Consider the following 18,709-nt stretch of genomic DNA (forward strand, 5'->3'; position numbering starts at 1 on the left):
CCATGCGGATCATCGACAACGTTAACGAGCTGCTAGGCGACGATCTCAAGACAGAGATTGTAACGGGTTCGAGGTTGCGCATCGCGGCCTCTTCCTTCTCAATCTTTGCGTTCGAGGCTCTGCGTAAAGAGCTGGAGCATCTGGAGGAGTTACAGTTCATCTTCACCTCGCCCTCTTTTGTGACCGCAAGGGCAACTGACCGACTCCCAAAGGAACAGCGCGAGTTTTTCATCCCGCACGGCCAGAACGGCGAGTCGACGTTGTACGGCTCGGAGTTTGAAATTCGGCTGCGCAACAAGATGACTCAGCGGGCCATCGCGCGGGAGTGCGCTGAATGGGTGCGGCGCAAAGTGCGATTCCGGTCGAACAAGACGGCCGCGCCGATGCAGCAGTTCGCCATTGTTGACGATAAGGCAGCATATCTGCCGCTCCAAGGCTTCACATCAGCGGATTTGGGTTACGAACGCGGCAACGCGGTGTCCAACATGATCACCAAGCTCGACGACGCGCCGATGACGTCGCAGTACGTGCAGCTCTTCGACCAGATCTGGCACAATTCTGCGCAGCTCGAAGACGTGACCGAGGCAGTCCACGACCACATCGCGTCCGTGTACGCAGAAAACTCGCCAGCCCGCGTCTACTTCCTGATCCTGTTCAATCTGTTCGCTGAGTTCCTCGACGACATCAGCGAGGACGTGCTTCCCAACGACCTGACTGGATACCAGGACAGCGCGATCTGGAAGAGCCTGTACAACTTCCAACGTGACGCCGCGACGGGCCTCATCAACAAGTTGGAGACCTACAACGGCTGCATTCTCGCTGACAGTGTCGGTCTGGGTAAGACCTTCACGGCCCTGGCGGTCATCAAGTACTACGAGCTGCGTAACAAGTCCGTGCTTGTGCTCGCGCCGAAGAAGCTGGCCGAGAACTGGACGAACTACAACGCGAACCTCACTACGAACATCTTCGCCTCCGATCGCTTCAACTACGACGTTCTCGCCCACACTGACCTCTCACGCACTCGTGGCGAGTCGCTGGGCATCCCACTGGACCGCGTGAACTGGGGCAACTACGACCTCGTCGTGATCGACGAGTCGCACAACTTCCGTAACGCTGACTTCACCACGGAGAAGGAAACCCGCTATGGGCGACTTATGCGGCAGGTCATCCAGCAAGGTGTGAAGACCAAGGTTCTCATGTTGTCGGCAACGCCGGTGAACAACCACTTCACCGACCTCCGTAATCAGCTCGCGCTGGCCTACGAAGGAGATTCCCAGAACCTGTCGGCCAAGCTCGACATCTCCACGAGCGTCGAGGAAGTTTTCCGGCAAACTCAGCGGGTGTTCAACGAATGGTCGAAGCTCCCTGCCGAGCAGCGTACTACCGATGCGATCCTCTCCAGGCTGGACTTCGACTTCTTCGAGCTGCTCGACGCGGTGACGATCGCCCGCTCCCGCAAACAAATTCAGGCGTTCTACGACACATCCGACATCGGCGCGTTCCCCGAACGGTTGCCGCCGGAGTCCGTACGGTCACCGCTGACCGACCTTGCTGGGGTGCCGTCGTTCAACGAGATGTTCGAGCGGCTGTCGTCACTAACGCTCGCGGTCTATGCACCGCTGACATATGTATTCCCGAGCAGACTGGAGAAGTACGAGCTGCTCTACGACCCGGCCACCAGCGGGAGTATGGCGAACCTCGGACACGCGAACCGTGAGCGCGGTATTCAAAAGCTCATGACGGTGAACCTGCTCAAACGGCTTGAGAGTTCCATCGAGGCGTTCCGTATCACTCTCACCAAGCTCGCCGGCACAGTCGACCAGGCTCTCTCTGCCATCGACAATCACGTCGGTTCTGTAGCCGATCTCGCGGCGACCATCGGCGACCTCGAAGCCGATGACGACGACTTTGAGTTCCCTTCCAGCGGCACTGTTGGCACAAAGGTACAGATCGACCTCGCTGACATGGACATTGAGTCCTGGCGGCACGATCTCGTCCAGGACGCAGGCGTCATCGCCGAACTCTTGGCAGGGGTCAGCGTCGTCACTGCCCAGCACGACCTAAAGCTCCAAGCACTGAAGCAGCGCATCCAAAGCAAGATCGCCACACCGATCAATGCGGGCAACCGCAAGGTCCTCATCTTTTCGGCCTTCGCCGATACGGCTGCCTACCTCTATCGCGAACTCGCCCCGCAGCTTGCACAAGAGGGCCTGCACACGGCAGTGGTGACAGGTCAGGGCAACCCTCGAACCACACTCGGTAAGGGCTTCGGTTTCCAGCAAGTTCTCACCCTGTTCTCCCCGAGGTCGAAGTCGCGCCATCTCGCCATGCCGAGCGAGCAGCGCGAAATAGACGTGCTGATCGGCACCGACTGCATCAGTGAGGGGCAAAACCTCCAAGACTGCGACTACTTGGTCAACTACGACATCCACTGGAACCCGGTGCGGATCATCCAGCGGTTCGGTCGCATCGACCGGATCGGCTCCACAAACGCGCAGATCCAACTTGTGAACTTCTGGCCAGACATCTCCTTGGATGAGTACATCAATCTCAAGGAGCGCGTCGAGAATCGGATGGTAATCGCCGACCTCGCCGCGACTGCCGACGACAACGTCCTCACCCAGGAGTCCAGCGACACCGCATTCCGCAAGGAACAGCTTCGCAAGCTCCAAGACGAAGTGATCGAGCTGGAGGACGTGCGCACCGGCGTGTCCATCACCGATCTCGGTCTTAATGAATTCCGAATGGACCTCCTCGGCTACGTCAAGGAATACGGTGAACTCGCCGCAGCCCCCAAGGGCCTGCACGCCGTCGTGCCTGCGCGGCCCGACATTGGCCTGCAGCCTGGCGTCCTCTTCGCACTCCGTAACGTCAACGCCGACGAGACAATCAACCGCGGAAACCGCCTGCATCCGCACTATCTCATTTACCTCGACAATGACGGCAACGTTCTCGCCGACCACACCGAGGTCAAGCACCTGCTCGACCTCATTCGTGCGGGGTCCCGCGCGCATGACGAACCCGTTGCTGATGTTTGCCGGATCTTCAACGCCGCCACCCTTGAGGGCTCCGACATGAGCCGCTACTCCGACCTGCTCAGCGCCGCGATCCGCTCCATGATCGTCGTGACCGAAGAACGTGACCTCGATAGCCTGTTCACCGTCGGGCACACGACTGCGCTGACGCAGGCCATTAGCGGGCTCGACGACTTCGAACTGATCGCGTTCCTCGCCATCGTGGACCCCACACCGGGAGCTGCAGGATGAGCTCGCCGCTGTACCGATGGCCGGCGGCCGCCAAGTTCGGTCGTGTGGTACCCAAAACCAAGTTCTACGAGCGAGCCACCATTGTGGCCACCTTGCGCGAGAAATTCGTTTCTGAAGTCCAGCGCATCACTTGGGCATACAAGCTCGCCGACGAGACCATTCACCTTCGCGGTGACGACAGCGTTCCCGAGATTCAAGTCTTCTTCGTCGAGGTGAAGGGCGATGACATCAGCAGTGACGTGCTAGCCGCCATCGACAGGGTGGTGCCGTTCCCGATCATCTTCGAGATCAGCCGCGCCTCAGGCAGCACGCGCATGGTTGCGTCTCACAAGCTGCTCGATGGCGCGACCCCGCGGCTCAGCGCCTATTTCACTACGGGATGGCACGCATCCGACGCGCCGCGTGCTCCGTTACCTCCCGCACTCGATCTACCAGGGTTATACGGCGGACTACTGACGCCAATCCTGCCTATCGCGTCCCGGCCCGGCGAGGAATTATCGGTCGCAACAGGCAGGATGGACAGGGCGGCGAAGCTCCAGCGCGAAATCGCTGCCCTGGAAAAGAAGCTCCGAAACGAACCGCAGTTCAACCGCAAGGTGGAACTGAAACGCCAGCTCCGCGCCAGCGCGGCTGAGCTGGCCCTTCTTATTGACACTGCAACTCCGATGACCGAGGACACCCCGTGGACAAACTGATGATGCACTCACCCGACCTTACAGAGCGGAATATCGACAGGATCGCCGAGCTGTTCCCCACGGTCATCACTGAGGGCATTGACGATGAGGGCAGCCTCGTACGTGCCATCGACTTCGACCTGTTGCGGCAGGAACTGGCCGATCACATTATCGACGGCCCGCAGGAGCGCTACCAGCTCGACTGGCCCGGCAAGCGCGAGGCGCTGTTTGCAGCCAACGCACCCATCGCCAAGACGCTTCGCCCGATGCGTGAGGAGTCGGTGGGCTTCGACACCACGCGTAACCTATTCATCGAAGGCGACAACCTCGACGCGCTCAAGCTCCTTCAGGAGTCGTACCTCGGCAAGGTCAAGCTGATTTATGTCGATCCGCCTTACAACACTGGAAATGACTTCATCTACAACGACAACTTCACGGCTGGCTCCGAGGAGTATCTGGCGAGGTCGGGCCAGCGCGATGACGAGGGGAACCGTCTCGTCGCAAACCCCGAGTCAAACGGCCGCTTCCATTCCGACTGGCTCAGCATGATCTATCCGCGACTCAAGCTGGCGCGCAATCTGTTGTCGAGCGATGGCTCGATCTTTGTCTCTTGCGATTACCACGAGAGCGCAGACCTGCGGCTGGTGATGGATCAGATCTTCGGCGCCAGTAACTTTGTAGCCGAGTTCATTTGGCAGCACAGCGTGCAACCAAAGGGCTACACCAATACCGTGTCGGTGCACCACAACACGGTTTACTGTTACCGTCGCAGCGAGGCGTTCGGGCTTCGTCCCCTGGCGCGTACCGACGAACATAACAAGAACTATCGGAATCCTGACAATGATCCGCGCGGGCCGTGGCGAGCCGGCGATGTCCGAAATGCGTTGCCCCGTCCCAACCTTCGCTATGAATTGGAGACACCGGGCGGGGGATTCATACAGCCACCGGCAAACGGCTGGCGCTGGAGCCGGGAAACTATGCAGGCGAAGATGGATAGCGGTGAAGTTGTCTTTAACGACAACGAGACTGCGATCACGCGCAAGATTTACCTGGACACGCTGGAAGGCCGCGCCGTCGAGTCGCTGTGGCACGGCGCTGAGGTCGGTGTTACACGGGACGCTGCGCAAGAGATAAAGGACTTGTTTGACGGTAAGGCGTTCTTCGATACGCCGAAACCGACAAAGCTCATCGAAATGATTCTTTGGATTGCGGGCGTCGACGATGGAGACCTTGTATTGGACTTCTTTGCTGGTTCGGCGACAACAGCGCATGCCGTGTTGAACGCTAACGCTCGCGACGGAAAGAGCCGACACTTCATCGTTGTGCAAATCTCCGAGCCGATTGATCTCTCTACGGACGCGGGCAAGGCGGGCTACACGAACATCGCCGATCTATCGAAGGAAAGAATCCGGCGCGCCGGCAACAAAATCGTGGAAGGGGCTGGGCACAGCGGCGAAGGCTTAGATGTGGGCTTCCGCATGCTGAAGGTGGACTCTTCGAACCTGCTGAACGTACTCCGCACCCCGGACGTTCTCGTGCAAGAAGAGCTTGATCTTTACGCCGACAACGTGAAGCCTGACCGCACGGGCGAAGATCTGCTATTTCAGGTGCTGCTCGACTGGGGGCTCGAGTTGACGATGCCGATCAAAGTCGAGCGGATTGACGGACGTGACGTGTTCGTGGTCGAGGACGGCGCGTTGGTGGCGTCCTTCGACGCCGAGGTTACTCCTACCTTGGTGCGAGAGATCGCACGCCGCGAGCCACTTCGTGCAGTATTCCGTGACTCCGGATTTGCGACTGACGCTGATCGTATCAACACTGAGCAGGTGTTCGCCGAGGTCTCGCCCGCGACCGATGTGAAGGCGATTTGAGCCCCATGAAGCTTCAGTTCAAAGTACAGCAGTATCAGACCGATGCCGTCGATGCTGTGATCGACTGCTTTGCTGGGCAGCCTCGCGACGATGGGATTTCCTATCGGATCGACCCGGGTCGCCGCGTGACGTCTGCCCAGCCGACGCTGGACATTCCAGCGACAACGGACGCCGGCCTGCGGAACGCGGAGATCGCGTTGAGCGCTGTGCAGTTACTGGAGAACATCCAAGCGGCGCAGCGCAGCCGGAACCTGCCGTTGTCGAAGGCGCTCGTTCCGAGCAAGGCATCTGCGCCGGGTACCCCAAACCTCGACGTCGAGATGGAGACGGGGACGGGCAAGACCTACGTCTACATCAAGACGATTATGGAGCTGCACAAGAGGTATGGGTGGAGCAAGTTCATCATCGTGGTGCCGAGCGTGGCGATCCGCGAGGGTGTGAAGAAGTCGTTCGACATCACCGCTGAGCACTTCCAGCAGATGTACGGCACTAAGCCGCGGTCGTTCGTCTATAACTCCTCGCAGTTGCACGAACTGGAGCGGTTTAGCTCCGACGCCGGTGTGCAGGTGATGATCATCAACATCCAGGCGTTCAACGCAACGGGCAAGGACAACCGGCGCATCTACGACGTCCTCGACGATTTCCAGTCACGTCGTCCGATTGACGTGATTAGTGCGAACCGGCCGATCGTCATCATCGACGAGCCGCAGAAGATCGGTGCGGCCAAGTCGTTGGAGGCGCTGAGCCGGTTCAATGCCCTGATGGTGCTGCGCTACTCCGCGACCCATAAGGTGGAGCACAACAAGGTGCACCGACTAGACGCAGTGGATGCCTACAACCAGAAGCTCGTGAAAAAGATCGCCGTGCGCGGCATCACAGTCAAGGGTCTTGCGGGGAGCACCGCCTACCTGTACTTGGACGCGATCGAGGTCGCAAAGGGGGCAAAGCCCCGCGCGCGGGTCGAACTGGAGGTACAGACCAAGAGCGGCATCAAGAGGCAGGTCAAGCGGCTCGACGTGGGAGCCCGACTCCATGACATCTCCGGTGGGATCGAGGCATACAAGGACCTCATCATCACCGACGTCGACGCTAATCGTGACGTCATCGAACTCAGCGACGGCAGCATCCTGGCTGCCGGGCAGATCACCGCGGACGTGACCGAAGAAGCCAAGCGCCGCATCCAGATCCGTGAGGTAATCCGCGCCCACCTTGACAAGGAGCGCGAGCTCTTCGCGCAAGGCATCAAGGTGCTGTCGCTGTTCTTCATCGACGAGGTGGCCAAGTACCGCGACTACGAGCGTGAAGACACCCTCGGTGACTATGCACGCGTCTTCGAGGAGGAATACCGGGCACTGGCGGCCGACGAGCTGAGCCAGTTGGACTTCCACTCAGAGGCAGAGGCATACAGGGACCACCTAGATTCGATCAGTGTAGAGAAAACACATCAGGGCTACTTCTCGATCGACAAGAAGACCAAGCGGCTGGTAGACCCGGGCGTGGCCAAGCGGGGCGAGGATGCGGGCCAGTCCACGGATGTCGGAGCCTACGACCTGATCCTTAAGGACAAGGAGCGGCTGCTGTCGTTCGCCGAACCGGTGCGGTTTATCTTCAGCCACTCTGCGCTTCGCGAAGGCTGGGACAACCCCAACGTATTCGTCATGGGCATGCTCAAAAAGAGCGACAACACCGTCTCTCGCCGGCAGGAGATCGGTCGTGGCCTGCGGCTTGCCGTCGACCAACACGGCGAGCGGATGGACAACCCCGCCACCGTACACGACGTCAACCTGCTGACTGTCGTGACCGACGAATCCTACTCCGACTTTGTGGCGGGCCTACAGAAGGAGATCAGTGAATCGCTGGCATCCCGTCCACGGAAGGCCAGTGTGAAGTACTTCGTGGGCAAGACGTTCGTCACCGAATCTGGCGAGAGCATCGTCGAGGAAGCGTTGGCGAACGCGCTGTACAAGTACCTCGTCAAGAACGACTACATCGACGACGGAGACACCGTGTCCGATGCTTATAAGGCCGCCCGAGACGCGGGTACTCTCGCGGAGCCGAAGTCGGACGTACTCAAGCCGATCATCGACGACCTCTGGCCGCTCGTTGACGCGCTCTTTGTTGGCGTTCCGCTGCCGGATGACGGGCGCAAGCCCAAGCGTATCCCGCTGAACGAAGCGAACTTCGCCAAGAAGGAGTTCAAGGAACTCTGGAACCGGATAAACCATAAAGCCGTCTATCAGGTCGAGTTCGATTCCCACGAACTGATCGACAAGTGTGTCCCGGCGCTCGATGCCCACCTGAACGTCACCGCGATGCAATATGTCGTGCAAGCCGGCGCACAGAATGTCGGGCTCGATGCTGACGCTCTGGCGGCCGGAGAGGGGTTCTCTGTTAGCTCGACGAACACACATAAGACGATCTCGACGGCGTCACAAGTCAAGTACGACCTGCTTGGTGAAATCACAGAGAAGACTCAACTTACCCGCAGGACGGCGGGCGCGGTCCTGGCAGGGGTGAAGCCGACGACGTTTGCAAAGTACCGGCAGAACCCAGAGCAGTTCATCACCGAGGCCGCGCGACTGATCAATGAGCAGAAGGCCGCCGTGATCGTTCAGCACCTGACGTACGACACGCTTGCCGAGCGGCATGACACCGCGATCTTCACCGCCAACCAGACGAAGCAGGACTTCGCCAAGGCGGGGGGGAGGCTGAAGAAGCACATCTACGACTACGTGGTTACCGACTCCAAGGGCGAACGTGCCTTCGTCACCGAGCTGGACACCAGCAACGAGGTTGTCGTCTACGCCAAGCTACCGCGGGGCTTCTTCATCCCGACTCCGGTCGGCGACTATAACCCGGACTGGGCCATCGCGTTCCAGGAGGGCGCGGTCAGGCACGTCTACTTTGTCGCTGAGACCAAGGGCTCGCTGTCCTCGATGCAGCTTCGGGGAGTTGAGGAAGCGAAGATCGAATGCGCCCGCAAGTTCTTCGCCGAGCTAAACCGCAAGCATGATGAGAACGTGACGTACGACGTTGTGACCGACTATGGCAAGCTCATGCAGCTCGTCGGGGACGGGTCCAAATGAGTTAGTGGACCACGAGTACGCGGGCTCGTGAGCTGAATCGTCCCATATAGCAGCGGACCAGAAATACCGCCCAGCGCATCACGCTCTAGCTGCTGAACTCCGCCCGGATGGAATCTCAGACCTGCTCACTGGATGAGCCGGGGTTCAATCTGTCGTTCCACCGTTCGTGCGCGGACTGCCTGCTGATGCCTACTGCGCGCCCTATGTCCGCCCAGGACGCCCCGGCCGCCTTTGCGGCTGCGACGGCTTTATCCAGACGACGTCCGGCCTGGTTGTATTCGCGGGCGGCCGCTTCCACACCGCCGGTGGCTTCCGATGGGGCTATGTGCGCTTTCCACTCGTCATGGATGGCCTCCTCGACCTCGCCGGAAGCGTTGGCGAATTCATCGGGTGAAACGTAGTCCCGACGGCGGCTGAAGTCGGCGGCAGCCGGCGACGTGACCCGTTCCCACAGCTCGCCGCGCCAGCCGCATTCGCAGGCTCCGCGCCAGCCAATGATCTGACTGTCCGGGATTACTTCGTAGTCGGGCAGCATCTTGTCCGGTGGGTAGTGCCCGGTGATGCCCTTGACGAGCATTCCGTCGGCGGATGATGATGCGGACAGTCGCCCGTCCGGTGCCACGCAGGCTGCCCAGCCTTCGTGTTCGTTATCGGTTGATATCCAGCCCATAGCCCCGCCTCTTCTGTCAGGTGATCCTGACAGTTAGTGTGTCAGGGACCCCTGACAATAGCCACAGGAATGCTATTGAATGTCCGGCCGGAGCATGGCGGGCAGGCCGATGTCTGTTGGGGACAGCTCGGGCCTTGCCCGGACGAGACGGAGGGGATGGCGGAAGGACCGGCCGGACCAGGCTGTGTCGGCGGAGACTTCCACGACCACCGGGGCCACGAGGGTCAGTGCTACGGGTTCTTTGTCGCGGTTGAACCCGTCAAGCGTGGTGCCCTTCACCATGGTTGGCCACGGGTGCGTGCCACGTGGCGGCTGTAGCCACTGTGCCAGTTTCCGGGCGTCCGCTGTCTTCAGCGGCGTTGACCGGCCCACGATCCGCAGTTCGCCGTCCAGGATCAGGCCGGCCACGACCTCGGACGGCTGGGTGATCGGGCCGATGACCGCCCCGCAGACGACCTCCACCGTTTCCCGGTGCTTTAGTTTCAGCCAGTTCCTGACCCCTCCGGCGTACGGTTGGTCGTTTCTTTTAATGAGAAGCCCCTCGATCCCGGTGTGGGGAAGCTCTTCAAACCACCGGGCCGCCACGTCGGGATCGGTGGTTGTGGGGGAGAGGGACAGCGGAGGTTGCCATGTGCTGGCGAGTTCTTCCAGGAGTGTCCGCCTTTGGTACAGCGCCAGTTCCCGGGCATCGTGTCCGGCCACGGCCAGGAGGTCGAATGCGACGTAGTTGGCGGGTGTCTCGCGGACTAGTCCGGGTAGGGTCTTCGGGCCGGCGCCGAGGCGCTGCTGCAGTGCGGAGAAGTCCAGCCGGCCTTGTGTCCAGATCACGGCTTCCCCGTCGATCACGCACCCGGGCGGCACCGCGGATGCGATGGCCGCAACGAGTTCCGGGAAGTACCGAGTGAGCTCCTTGCCCTGCCTGGACCACAGGGTCACCCCGTGGTCGTCGTGGATCGCGACGCAGCGGTACCCGTCCCATTTGGGCTCATAGGACAGACTCCCGGGCAACGCATCAGCTGGTGGCATCCTCGTGATGGCCCGGGCCAGGGCCACCTTCAGTGGCAGGACAAGGCCCGCCGGCAGCCCGGGCCCGGACGGCGGTCTAGCTACCGCCATCGAGGCCTTCCAGCGCCTCTATCTCGGCGGCGTCCAGCAATGCTGCCGAATCGTCGCCGGTGGCCCGGGCCAGGTCGTCCAGGGATTTGAAGTGGACCCGGGCGAGGATGATGGCCACCAGCTCCAGGAAGGGGGTGCCGTTGCGTTGTTCCAGGCCGTCCAGATAGTCGAGCATGCGCCCTTCCAGGGCGCCGGGTCCTTCGGATTCTTCCGCGGCGAGCCGGGTCAGCGTCAGGGCCGCGAGGTCCGGGTTGTCGTAGATGATTCCCATGGGCCAACGCTACCCACCCCGCCGGCGCGGTCAAGAGCTAGTTTTTAGCGCCAGCGGTAGGATTCCAGCGCGCGCAGCAGGGGAGCGGGGTCGCCTTTCAGGTGGTCGACGGGGCGGGACCCGGCCAGGTCCCTGGAGGGGGTGACCATCCAGAGCGTGAAGTAGTTGTGCGGGATCTGCAGCTCCAGCGCACGCTCAAAGAGCACAACTACCGGCGGGCGGAGTTGTCCGCCGGGAAGAAACTGGAATCCCGGGCAGAAGGTGCCGTCGTCGATGAATACGCGGATGAGCTGCTGCATCACCGGTTCCGGGTCCTCCATGAGCTCCGAGAGGCGGCGGTGGACCTGTTCCAAGGGCGGCAGCGTGAATTCCGTCCGAATCCCTGCCCACATCTGATCGTTGATGGGTTGGCGGTTCAATTTTCGGGTGCCTCTTCGGCATCGCTGATGTTTTCCAGGAGCCAGTGCGTGGAGAGCGGTTCCCGGCGGAGCGTGGCGGTCCGGAGGGCCGAATGGGTCCCGGAGCGGACCTGAACTTGCCAGTATTCGATACTGACCAGGTCGCCGCTGCCTACGGCTGCTGTGCGTCGGGTGTCCCACCAGGCGTCCCTTCCGAACCAGTGCCGGGATTCCGTGTCGGGATCGACCAGCCAGATCCGTCCGTCGTGCCGGATGGCCAGGGGTTTGCCTGCCGCGTCGAGTCGGACCAGTGTGTCGTGGGTCTGCGGGGCGGTGTCGGCGATGGTGCTCATGGAGTGGTGCTCTTTCGTGGTGCGGTCGCGCGGGTGGTTTAGGCGGCTTTGACGAGGGGGAGTTCGTCCCAGTGGGTGGTGTAGCGGGGGGATAGCATGTCCCGTTTCATGGTCCAGTCCGGCCCGCCCCGGATTCCGGCGTGGCCGAGGCCGATCGAGCCGCGCCCGTACCGGCGGGTCACATCTTCCAGAAGCGCTCCGACGCGGCGTTCCTCGTGCGGATTTTCGAACAGGGCCAGCGGTGCCTGATTGCCGGTGGGCCGCAGATCGGTGACCATGATGCCGGCCCTGGCGTACCTGATGCCCTCGTTGATGAGCGGGAGGAGGGCGTGGGCCGCCCTTGTCAGCAGGACCGGGTCCGCGGTGGGCATCGGCAGCGGAACGCACACCGAGGGGTAGGCGGTGTCTTTCGGGTTGAAGTGCGAGGTCCCGGCGAACGCGGTGAGGACTTTGGCCTGGAGCCCGTGCTTGGCCAGCCGCGCCGAGGCCTGCTGGCCGTAAACGCTCAGGACCTGCCGCATCCCGGCCGCCGTGGTGATCGGCGTGGCGAAGGAGCGGGAGAAGATGAGCTGGTCCCGGCCGATCCGCTCTTCCTCCATCGGGATGCACGGGGTTCCCTGCAGTTCCAGGACGGTGCGCATCATGACCACGGAGAACCGGTCCCGGATCATGACCGGATCCGCCCGGGACAGGTCCAGGATGGAATGGATGCCCAGGGCGTTCAGACGTTTGGTCAACCGCGTGGCGACACCCCAGATCTCAATCACGGACAGGCGGCGCATCAGGGATTCCCGGTCCGCGGCCGGCACGGAGTCCCAGTGGCAGACGCCGTCGAAAGCCGGGTTGTTCTTGGCCCATTTGTTGGCCAGTTTCGCCAGGGTCTTGGTGGCGGCGATTCCGACGCAGACGGGAACCCCGACGTTCCGCCTGACGGCGGCCTTCATGGTCCGGCCCAGGGCCAGCAGGTCGCCCGGCGCGCCTTTGACGCCGAGGAACGCCTCGTCGATGCTGTAGACCTCCAGCCAGGCCGAGTACCGGCCCAGCAGTTCCATCACCCGGGCACTGATGTCGCCGTAGAGCTCGTAGTTGCTGGACAGGGCAACGAGTCCCCATTCCTTGGCCCGCGGGGCGAGTTTGAACCAGGGTTCTCCCATGGGGATGCCGAGGGCCTTGGCCTCGGGGGACCGGGTGACGGCGCAGCCGTCGTTGTTGGACAGGACCACGACGGGCCGACCCTCCAGGGACGGGTTGAACGCACGCTCGGCCGACGCGTAGAAGCAGTTCACATCCACGTGCGCGATCTGCGGCATGTACCGCATTAAAGCGGGCTTAGACATGATGCAGGCAGCGGGTCGCGACGCCCCAGATGACCAGATCCGCGACCGACGGGACCCGGATATCCGGGTACGCCGGATTCTCCGCCTGCAGCACGACCCCGCTTCCCGTGATCCGCAGCCGCTTGATGGTCAGCTCCCCGTCCAGAACCGCGATGACCACGGACCCGTCTTTGGGTTCCAGGGCCCGGTTCACGATCAGTTCATCGCCGTCGCTGATGCCGGCGCCTTCCATCGAGTCCCCGGACACCCGCACGACGTAGGTGCTGGTGATGTCCTTGATCAGGTGCTCATTCAGGTCAATCCGGCCATCAAAGTAGTCCTGCGCCGGCGAGGGATACCCGGCCGCGACGGGGACCGGCGAGATCAGCACCGACAACAACGACATGCCCGCATCTATCACACGAGGACCGACAACAACGCCCACAACACACCTTTATTCGAATATATGTTCGATTCATTCAGTCTACTGGTGCGGGCCGACAAAAGAACCATCGAGGGTCATGGCTGGGCATTTCAACGGGACGGGTTGTACGCCAATGGGGACAGCTCTGAGCTGTGCGGAGGGCTCCACCTGCCCCCAGTGGGCACAACCTGGTGGGGTCGTTTGCTGCTTGGCCACAACGTGGTTTCTGTTGGGCTTATGAGGAAAGCCTCCGCGCGAGTCCAGGACTCAAGCGCAGAGGCTCCCGGCTCTCCAAGCTGGGGGGACTGGAGAGCCGATGTAAGTCTACTAGCGGGCCTGACTTCCTGGCCGCTGGAGACGTGACCTTCCGGTCACCGCCGTGGGGGGCGGCCACGGGTTCGCCCGGTCTGCCACCCGGGAGCTGCATCGTCCAGGAGCTTGACCCTCAGAAGGTCGAGTTCGCCGCGGCGGCGCTTGTACCGCTGGGTGTGGATCCACACCCCGAGGGTATGTTCCCGTTCTGAATCGGCCTTCCCGTGGCGAGGCCAGTCGTTGCCCTCCTCGCGGTAGACCGCGAGCTGGGCGAGTCGGTCGTGCCAGCGGGATTCGTCTTCAGATTGCCTGCGGCCGCCCGACCACCCGGGCACCTGGGCGAGACCGGCGCTGTAGGCGGGGTCGAGGGCGCCATCGGCTGCTTCGCGCCGGCGTCGGGAGAGCCATCGCGCCATGGAGCGTTCGTCCCGGTCTGCGGAACGGCCGTTGGGCTGCCGGCCTTCGGCCGAGACCCAAGCGATGACCTCTTCCATGCGGGCGAGGTCTTTGGGGGAGGGATAAGGAATTGGGGCGGCGCCAGCGGCAGCCTGATGCTCGGCCTCGAGACCCGGGTCCAGGCGGCGGGCGATAACCAGGTGGTATCCAACAGCAGCCGGCTCAGCGCGCACCAGGGCAGCGATACGTTGCCGGCTCAGTCCGAGCCGGTACATCAGCACCCATTCCGCGTCCGGAGCGCGCCGTAACGGCCTGTCCATAATGGACCCCATCCTGCCACGGCTCCTGGCAGGCGTGCCCTGCCATGGCAGGCGCGGCCCTGTGACAGCTACTGTGGCGGCTGGTCCTCCAGCGCCGGGAACTCCCGCAGAGTTGCCGCTGCCGCCCTGACCGCTGCCGGATCTTCGGTCCAGGACCTCCCTGTGCGGGTGCAAGCATGAAAATTCGTCATTTCCGATGCCTCGGCGGCCGCCGCGAGGTCGGCCCACGCCGCTTCCAGATCAGCCAGGTCCTCGGGTGACAGGAACTGGCCTTGAGTCTGATTCGCGGGGGACGGCGTCGCAGATGATCCAAGGGCTGGTTTCCGCTGAAAGAAGCTTCTGAGGCCCATTCCGGTAGTCCTCCAGGTTCGGGAGTCTATGCCCCGCAAGGAGTGCCACTCGGGACAGGAGTGCGCTGTGACTGACGGGACCCGTCCACCGTATCAAGGCCCCTGGCCTCCGCTGCGCTCCAACCAGTTATGGGGCGTCCGCTGGCGCGGCCGGCTGTTGGGTCCAGGTTCGCCGTCGCAGGGCTCCGGTGATCCCGGCCCTGTCTACGTCTACGACGTTTTTGTGTTGCTGTCCTGCGGATTCTAGGCGTCCGCTCCAGCCCGTCTAGCCCCTCCTTCGTCGGGGCCTGCGGTGCAGGAAATGTCCCTCCGGCGCTCCTGCGTCGCTGATTTCCTCCGGGAATTTCCTTCCCCTTGCCTGCGGTAGACAGGCCTCCGTCGGCCGCCGAGCAAGCAAGCTTGCCAGCAACAAAAAAACAACGGGGGAGCAGGGACGCTGGCCGGTCACCTAAGCCGCCCCACTCACCCCAACTTCTCGGACAAGAAGGAGCAACACCATGAACGCAGTAACCACGAAGACGGTGACCACCAAGGACACCGGGGAAGCCATCGACGGAGTGACCGTGCTGGGCGATTACCACATGAACGGCGGGTACGACTGGATGGAACTCATCGAAGCCGAAGGCTGGGCCGTCATCCCCAGCTGGGGCTGTGACGGCTGGGACCTGGGCCAGTGGCCCTACGTCATGGTCGCGGCCACGCGGACCGCTGACAGCATCGGCAACCTCTTCGGCGTCGCCACGTACTGCGAGGGAGACGTCAGCTGCACGTTCTACCGGACCAAGGCCCGGCAGTGGGAAGCGATCACCGAACAGGCGTTCTTCTCGTGGAAGAACGGACAGGCCCACGGCCCGGACGACCTCCCGGAAGCCGCCGCGGAATTGCCCTCCCGCTACCGCCAGCCCTACACGGTCAACGCCGCCTAACCAGAGTCACAGCCGGTGCCCCGCCGATGACGGCGGGGCGCCGGACCCCACCGAACCACTTGAGAGGACAACCCCTGATGAGCACCTGCACCGCCCTGATCATTCCCGCCGACGGACACGAACCGGCCCGGGTCGAAACCATCGACGCATCACTGGAGAACCTGCAAGCCCTCGTGGCCGGAAATATCGAAGCCGTGAGCGGGGATGAGTGGCACTTGTACCTGAACGAGGAAGGCAAAATCCTGAACCTTGCCCCTAACCGCCGCGCCGCGCTGCTGGTGCTTGAAGAAACCGGGGTGCTGGCCGATGTCTACTGCGGGAATGTCGTGTTCCTGGGGGAGTCGGATGACGGCGGCGAGGCCGACGTGCCCGGGGAATTGATCGACCTCGCACAGCAGTTGTTCGGGCTGCACCAGCCGGTGAGCTGACACCCCAGCGGTGGCCGACCCTTCATGGCCGGTCACCGCTGGCGGTCCGCCGTCGTGGTTGGCGGCCGCTTCTGGTTACCGGCGACGGACCGCCAACCGCAGGCTCATGGGCGGGAGGCAGGGCTGCGCGGCCCGCCGGCCGCAGCACAACAGGTGCAGATCCCGGGGTGCTCTTAAATGGTTCGCTGCGCTCCAACCAGTTATGGGGCGTCCGCTGGCGCGGCCGGCTGTTGGGKCCAGTGCCTCCGTCGCAGGGCTCCGGATGCCCTGGCCCTGTCTACGTCTGCGACGTTTTTGTGTTGCTGTCCTGCGGATTCTAGGCGTCCGCTCCAGCCCGTATAGCCCCTCCTTCGTCGGGGCCTGCGGTGCAGGAAATGTCCCTCCGGCGCTCCTGCGTCGCTGATTTCCTCCGGGAATTTCCTGCCCCTTGCCCTGTCGGGTAGACGGGCCTCCGTCGGCCGCCGAGCAAGCAAGCTTGCCAGCAACAAAAAAACAACGGGGGAGCAGGGGAGCTGGCCGGTCACCTAAGCCGCCCCACTCACCCCCACTTCTCGGACAAGAAGGAACAACACCATGAACGCCACACCGACCCTCGAAATGCTCGACCCGGCCACCCTGACCGTGGACATCAACGTCCGCAAGGACGCCGCCCTGACCCCGGATTTCATTGCCAGCATTGCCGAACACGGCGTCATGGAACCCGTCATCGCCCATCGCAAAGACGACGGCGTGGTGCACGTCCTGATGGGACAGCGCCGCACCCGGGCCGCTGTTGAAGCCGGGCGCACCAGCATCCCGGTGATGATCATCGAGTCCCCCGAGGAAGCCGAACGGATCGTGACCCAGGTGGTGGAGAACATCCAGCGCGCCGAACTGACAGAAGCGGACGAGGCAGAGGCCTACCACCAGCTGTCCCTGATCGGCGTTTCAGCCGCCACGATCGCCAAAAAGACCGGGCGGACCAAGACGACCGTGGAGAGTGCTCTGAAGGCCAAATCCACCGACACCGGATCCGCCGCCCTGGGCAAGGGATACACGATCGAGGCGGCCCTTATTCTGGCCGAGTTTGAGTCTGACGAGGACGCGGTGGAGGAATTGGAATCGGTCATCAAGGACGAGCCGGACATGCTCGCCCACCTCACCCAGCAGTTGCGGGACCGCCGCGACCGCGCGGCCGCCCTCGCGGCGCTGACCGCCGAGCTGGAAGCCGCCGGGACCACCGTGGTGGAACGGGCCGGGTACGACGGGGACAGCGAGAACGTCCGGGTGTCCTCGCTGAACCGGGCCGACGGGGAACCGGCCACCGAGGAGGATGCCAACGCCGTGCACGTCGTCACGTCCTACAACGGCCATCACTCCACCGTCCCGGTCGTGGCCGGATGGAAGGACCTGGGTTTCACGCTCCGGTACAGCGGCTACGGCGCGTCAACGGCGAACAAGGGTCCGATGACGGAGGAGCAGAAGACCGAGCGGAAAACCCTGATCGAAAATAACAAGCTGATGCAGTCGGCTACTGTGGTCCGCCGCGACTTCGTGAAGACGCTTCTGGCGAAGAAGCAGCCGCCCAAAGGCTGGCAGCACTTCACCGTCCACGCCATCACCCACCACCCCGAAACGGCCAGCGGCTACGAAGGAACCGTTGCCGCCGAGATGGCCGGAGCCAAGACGGGGGAGAGCCCGGACCGGTGGGGATGGAACCCGTTGCGGGACCACGTGGCCAAGTCCACGGCCCGCCCCGAAGTATCCCTGATCGCGCTGGTCTGCGCAGGGTATGAGAAGACCATCGCAAAGGACTCATGGCGGTCCCCGAACATCCGCCACATCGACTACCTGAACCGGCTCATTGCCTGGGGATACACGGCAAGCCCGGTCGAGCAGATCATCCTCGACAGCGCCGCACCCGCACAGGAACACGAAGCCGCATAAGGGCCCCTTGCCGGGCGGACTCCCCGCCGCCCGGCAAGGCCCCCCGGGCCACCCACCACTTGATGGCCAGGAACCTTCCAAAGGTCGGGCGGTCCGCCGCATGGTGCGAACCAAAGAAGCTGGTCATCAGCGGCGGACCGCCGATTGACGCGACCACCAGGAACCACCAAAGTGCCGCGGCCCCGGCCGGCAGGCCACGCGACCCGCGAGGTGGCACCACCTGCACAATACGATGACCCGTCAGCCGTCCAGACTCGGCGCAACCTTCAGCTAAGCTGGACCACAGATTTCCTTTGTCCGAGGAGCAGAAAAGGGCCGGCCAACAAGCCGGCTTTTTTCTGTTTAAGCACGCAAACTCGGAACGGCGGTGCCCCGCACCAGGCAATGGCAGAATCTCCACGCCGATGCCGTATCCGGCGGTGAGGTCAATGGCACTCTCCTGCAGAGACCCAACAAGCACACACCAGCCCCGGAGCTTCAGAGGTCCGGCGCTGGTGTTTTAGTGCTGCTTACGGGGCGACCGTGAGAGCGCGGCGGGTGGCCGTGAAGTCCAGACCTGGTTGGTTTTCTATGTCGCTCATGTGTGCGGAGATGACCTTCTGCCTT

15 protein-coding genes are annotated in these 18,709 nt (G+C 62.7%); 7 read left to right on the forward strand and 8 right to left on the reverse strand.

The annotated features are described in order from the left end of the window. Positions 1-2 precede the first annotated feature (2 nt). Genes AC1DN2_RS19545 through AC1DN2_RS19560 form a run of 4 tightly spaced genes read left to right on the forward strand, consistent with a single transcriptional unit; the run spans position 3 to position 8,897 of the window. Positions 3-3,266 carry a helicase-related protein gene (locus AC1DN2_RS19545; protein ID WP_476851600.1) on the forward strand — a complete coding sequence of 1,088 codons (3,264 nt, stop codon included), beginning with the start codon at positions 3-5 and terminating at the stop codon, positions 3,264-3,266. Beyond that, complete coding sequence (locus AC1DN2_RS19550) at positions 3,263-3,961, forward strand: DUF4391 domain-containing protein (RefSeq protein WP_476851601.1); 699 nt, start codon at positions 3,263-3,265, stop codon at positions 3,959-3,961. The genes AC1DN2_RS19545 and AC1DN2_RS19550 overlap by 4 nt, the downstream gene beginning before the upstream one ends. Then, a complete protein-coding gene (locus tag AC1DN2_RS19555; RefSeq protein WP_476851602.1) occupies positions 3,949-5,811 on the forward strand; it encodes a site-specific DNA-methyltransferase in 1,863 nt (620 codons plus the stop codon). The genes AC1DN2_RS19550 and AC1DN2_RS19555 overlap by 13 nt, the downstream gene beginning before the upstream one ends. 5 nt (positions 5,812-5,816) lie before the next feature. Continuing rightward, complete coding sequence (locus AC1DN2_RS19560) at positions 5,817-8,897, forward strand: type III restriction-modification system endonuclease (protein ID WP_476851603.1); 3,081 nt, start codon at positions 5,817-5,819, stop codon at positions 8,895-8,897. 115 nt (positions 8,898-9,012) lie between these two features. On the opposite strand, the gene AC1DN2_RS19565 is transcribed toward AC1DN2_RS19560, so the two are convergent. The 8 genes from AC1DN2_RS19565 to AC1DN2_RS19600 all read right to left on the reverse strand — a co-directional run bounded on the left by AC1DN2_RS19565 (position 9,013) and on the right by AC1DN2_RS19600 (position 14,473). Beyond that, a complete protein-coding gene (locus tag AC1DN2_RS19565) occupies positions 9,013-9,567 on the reverse strand; it encodes a hypothetical protein (protein WP_476851604.1) in 555 nt (184 codons plus the stop codon). Between the two features lie 72 nt (positions 9,568-9,639). Next, positions 9,640-10,683, reverse strand: a complete 1,044-nt coding sequence (locus AC1DN2_RS19570; protein ID WP_476851605.1) for an ATP-dependent DNA ligase — start codon at positions 10,681-10,683, stop codon at positions 9,640-9,642. Then, positions 10,670-10,954, reverse strand: coding sequence for a hypothetical protein (locus AC1DN2_RS19575; RefSeq protein ID WP_476851606.1), 285 nt, complete (start codon positions 10,952-10,954; stop codon positions 10,670-10,672). Before AC1DN2_RS19575 ends, AC1DN2_RS19570 begins: the two co-directional genes overlap by 14 nt. Before the next feature lie 44 nt (positions 10,955-10,998). Continuing rightward, a complete protein-coding gene (locus AC1DN2_RS19580) occupies positions 10,999-11,307 on the reverse strand; it encodes a hypothetical protein (RefSeq protein WP_476851607.1) in 309 nt (102 codons plus the stop codon). 62 nt (positions 11,308-11,369) lie between these two features. Beyond that, the gene (locus AC1DN2_RS19585; protein ID WP_476851608.1) at positions 11,370-11,705 is read right to left on the reverse strand and encodes a hypothetical protein; all 336 of its coding nucleotides are present in this window, start codon (positions 11,703-11,705) and stop codon (positions 11,370-11,372) included. A gap of 38 nt (positions 11,706-11,743) precedes the next feature. After that, a complete protein-coding gene (locus tag AC1DN2_RS19590) occupies positions 11,744-13,024 on the reverse strand; it encodes a Y-family DNA polymerase (RefSeq protein ID WP_476851609.1) in 1,281 nt (426 codons plus the stop codon). 10 nt (positions 13,025-13,034) lie between these two features. Next, positions 13,035-13,466, reverse strand: coding sequence for a LexA family protein (locus AC1DN2_RS19595; protein WP_476851610.1), 432 nt, complete (start codon positions 13,464-13,466; stop codon positions 13,035-13,037). 350 nt (positions 13,467-13,816) lie between these two features. Next, positions 13,817-14,473, reverse strand: coding sequence for a helicase associated domain-containing protein (locus AC1DN2_RS19600; RefSeq protein WP_476851611.1), 657 nt, complete (start codon positions 14,471-14,473; stop codon positions 13,817-13,819). An 847-nt stretch (positions 14,474-15,320) separates the two neighbouring features. Here AC1DN2_RS19600 and AC1DN2_RS19605 point away from each other — a divergent pair. The 3 genes from AC1DN2_RS19605 to AC1DN2_RS19615 all read left to right on the forward strand — a co-directional run bounded on the left by AC1DN2_RS19605 (position 15,321) and on the right by AC1DN2_RS19615 (position 18,103). Further along, positions 15,321-15,749 carry a hypothetical protein gene (locus AC1DN2_RS19605; protein ID WP_476851612.1) on the forward strand — a complete coding sequence of 143 codons (429 nt, stop codon included), beginning with the start codon at positions 15,321-15,323 and terminating at the stop codon, positions 15,747-15,749. A 77-nt stretch (positions 15,750-15,826) separates the two neighbouring features. Then, positions 15,827-16,177, forward strand: coding sequence for a DUF3846 domain-containing protein (locus AC1DN2_RS19610; protein ID WP_476851613.1), 351 nt, complete (start codon positions 15,827-15,829; stop codon positions 16,175-16,177). Positions 16,178-16,750: 573 nt separating this feature from the next. Next, complete coding sequence (locus AC1DN2_RS19615) at positions 16,751-18,103, forward strand: ParB/RepB/Spo0J family partition protein (protein WP_476851614.1); 1,353 nt, start codon at positions 16,751-16,753, stop codon at positions 18,101-18,103. Positions 18,104-18,709: the final 606 nt, after the last annotated feature.

This window comes from Arthrobacter sp. 01L42 (assembly GCF_056400005.1).

Bases quoted from the DNA above. Each gene is read 5' to 3' on its own strand.
- AC1DN2_RS19545 (WP_476851600.1), top strand. From the start codon at position 3: ATGCGGATCATCGACAACGTTAACGAGCTGCTAGGCGACGATCTCAAG.
- AC1DN2_RS19550 (WP_476851601.1), top strand. From the start codon at position 3,263: ATGAGCTCGCCGCTGTACCGATGGCCGGCGGCCGCCAAGTTCGGTCGT.
- AC1DN2_RS19560 (WP_476851603.1), top strand. From the start codon at position 5,817: ATGAAGCTTCAGTTCAAAGTACAGCAGTATCAGACCGATGCCGTCGAT.
- AC1DN2_RS19565 (WP_476851604.1), bottom strand. From the start codon at position 9,567: ATGGGCTGGATATCAACCGATAACGAACACGAAGGCTGGGCAGCCTGC.
- AC1DN2_RS19570 (WP_476851605.1), bottom strand. From the start codon at position 10,683: ATGGCGGTAGCTAGACCGCCGTCCGGGCCCGGGCTGCCGGCGGGCCTT.
- AC1DN2_RS19575 (WP_476851606.1), bottom strand. From the start codon at position 10,954: ATGGGAATCATCTACGACAACCCGGACCTCGCGGCCCTGACGCTGACC.
- AC1DN2_RS19585 (WP_476851608.1), bottom strand. From the start codon at position 11,705: ATGAGCACCATCGCCGACACCGCCCCGCAGACCCACGACACACTGGTC.
- AC1DN2_RS19590 (WP_476851609.1), bottom strand. From the start codon at position 13,024: ATGCGGTACATGCCGCAGATCGCGCACGTGGATGTGAACTGCTTCTAC.
- AC1DN2_RS19600 (WP_476851611.1), bottom strand. From the start codon at position 14,473: ATGGACAGGCCGTTACGGCGCGCTCCGGACGCGGAATGGGTGCTGATG.
- AC1DN2_RS19605 (WP_476851612.1), top strand. From the start codon at position 15,321: ATGAACGCAGTAACCACGAAGACGGTGACCACCAAGGACACCGGGGAA.
- AC1DN2_RS19610 (WP_476851613.1), top strand. From the start codon at position 15,827: ATGAGCACCTGCACCGCCCTGATCATTCCCGCCGACGGACACGAACCG.
- AC1DN2_RS19615 (WP_476851614.1), top strand. From the start codon at position 16,751: ATGAACGCCACACCGACCCTCGAAATGCTCGACCCGGCCACCCTGACC.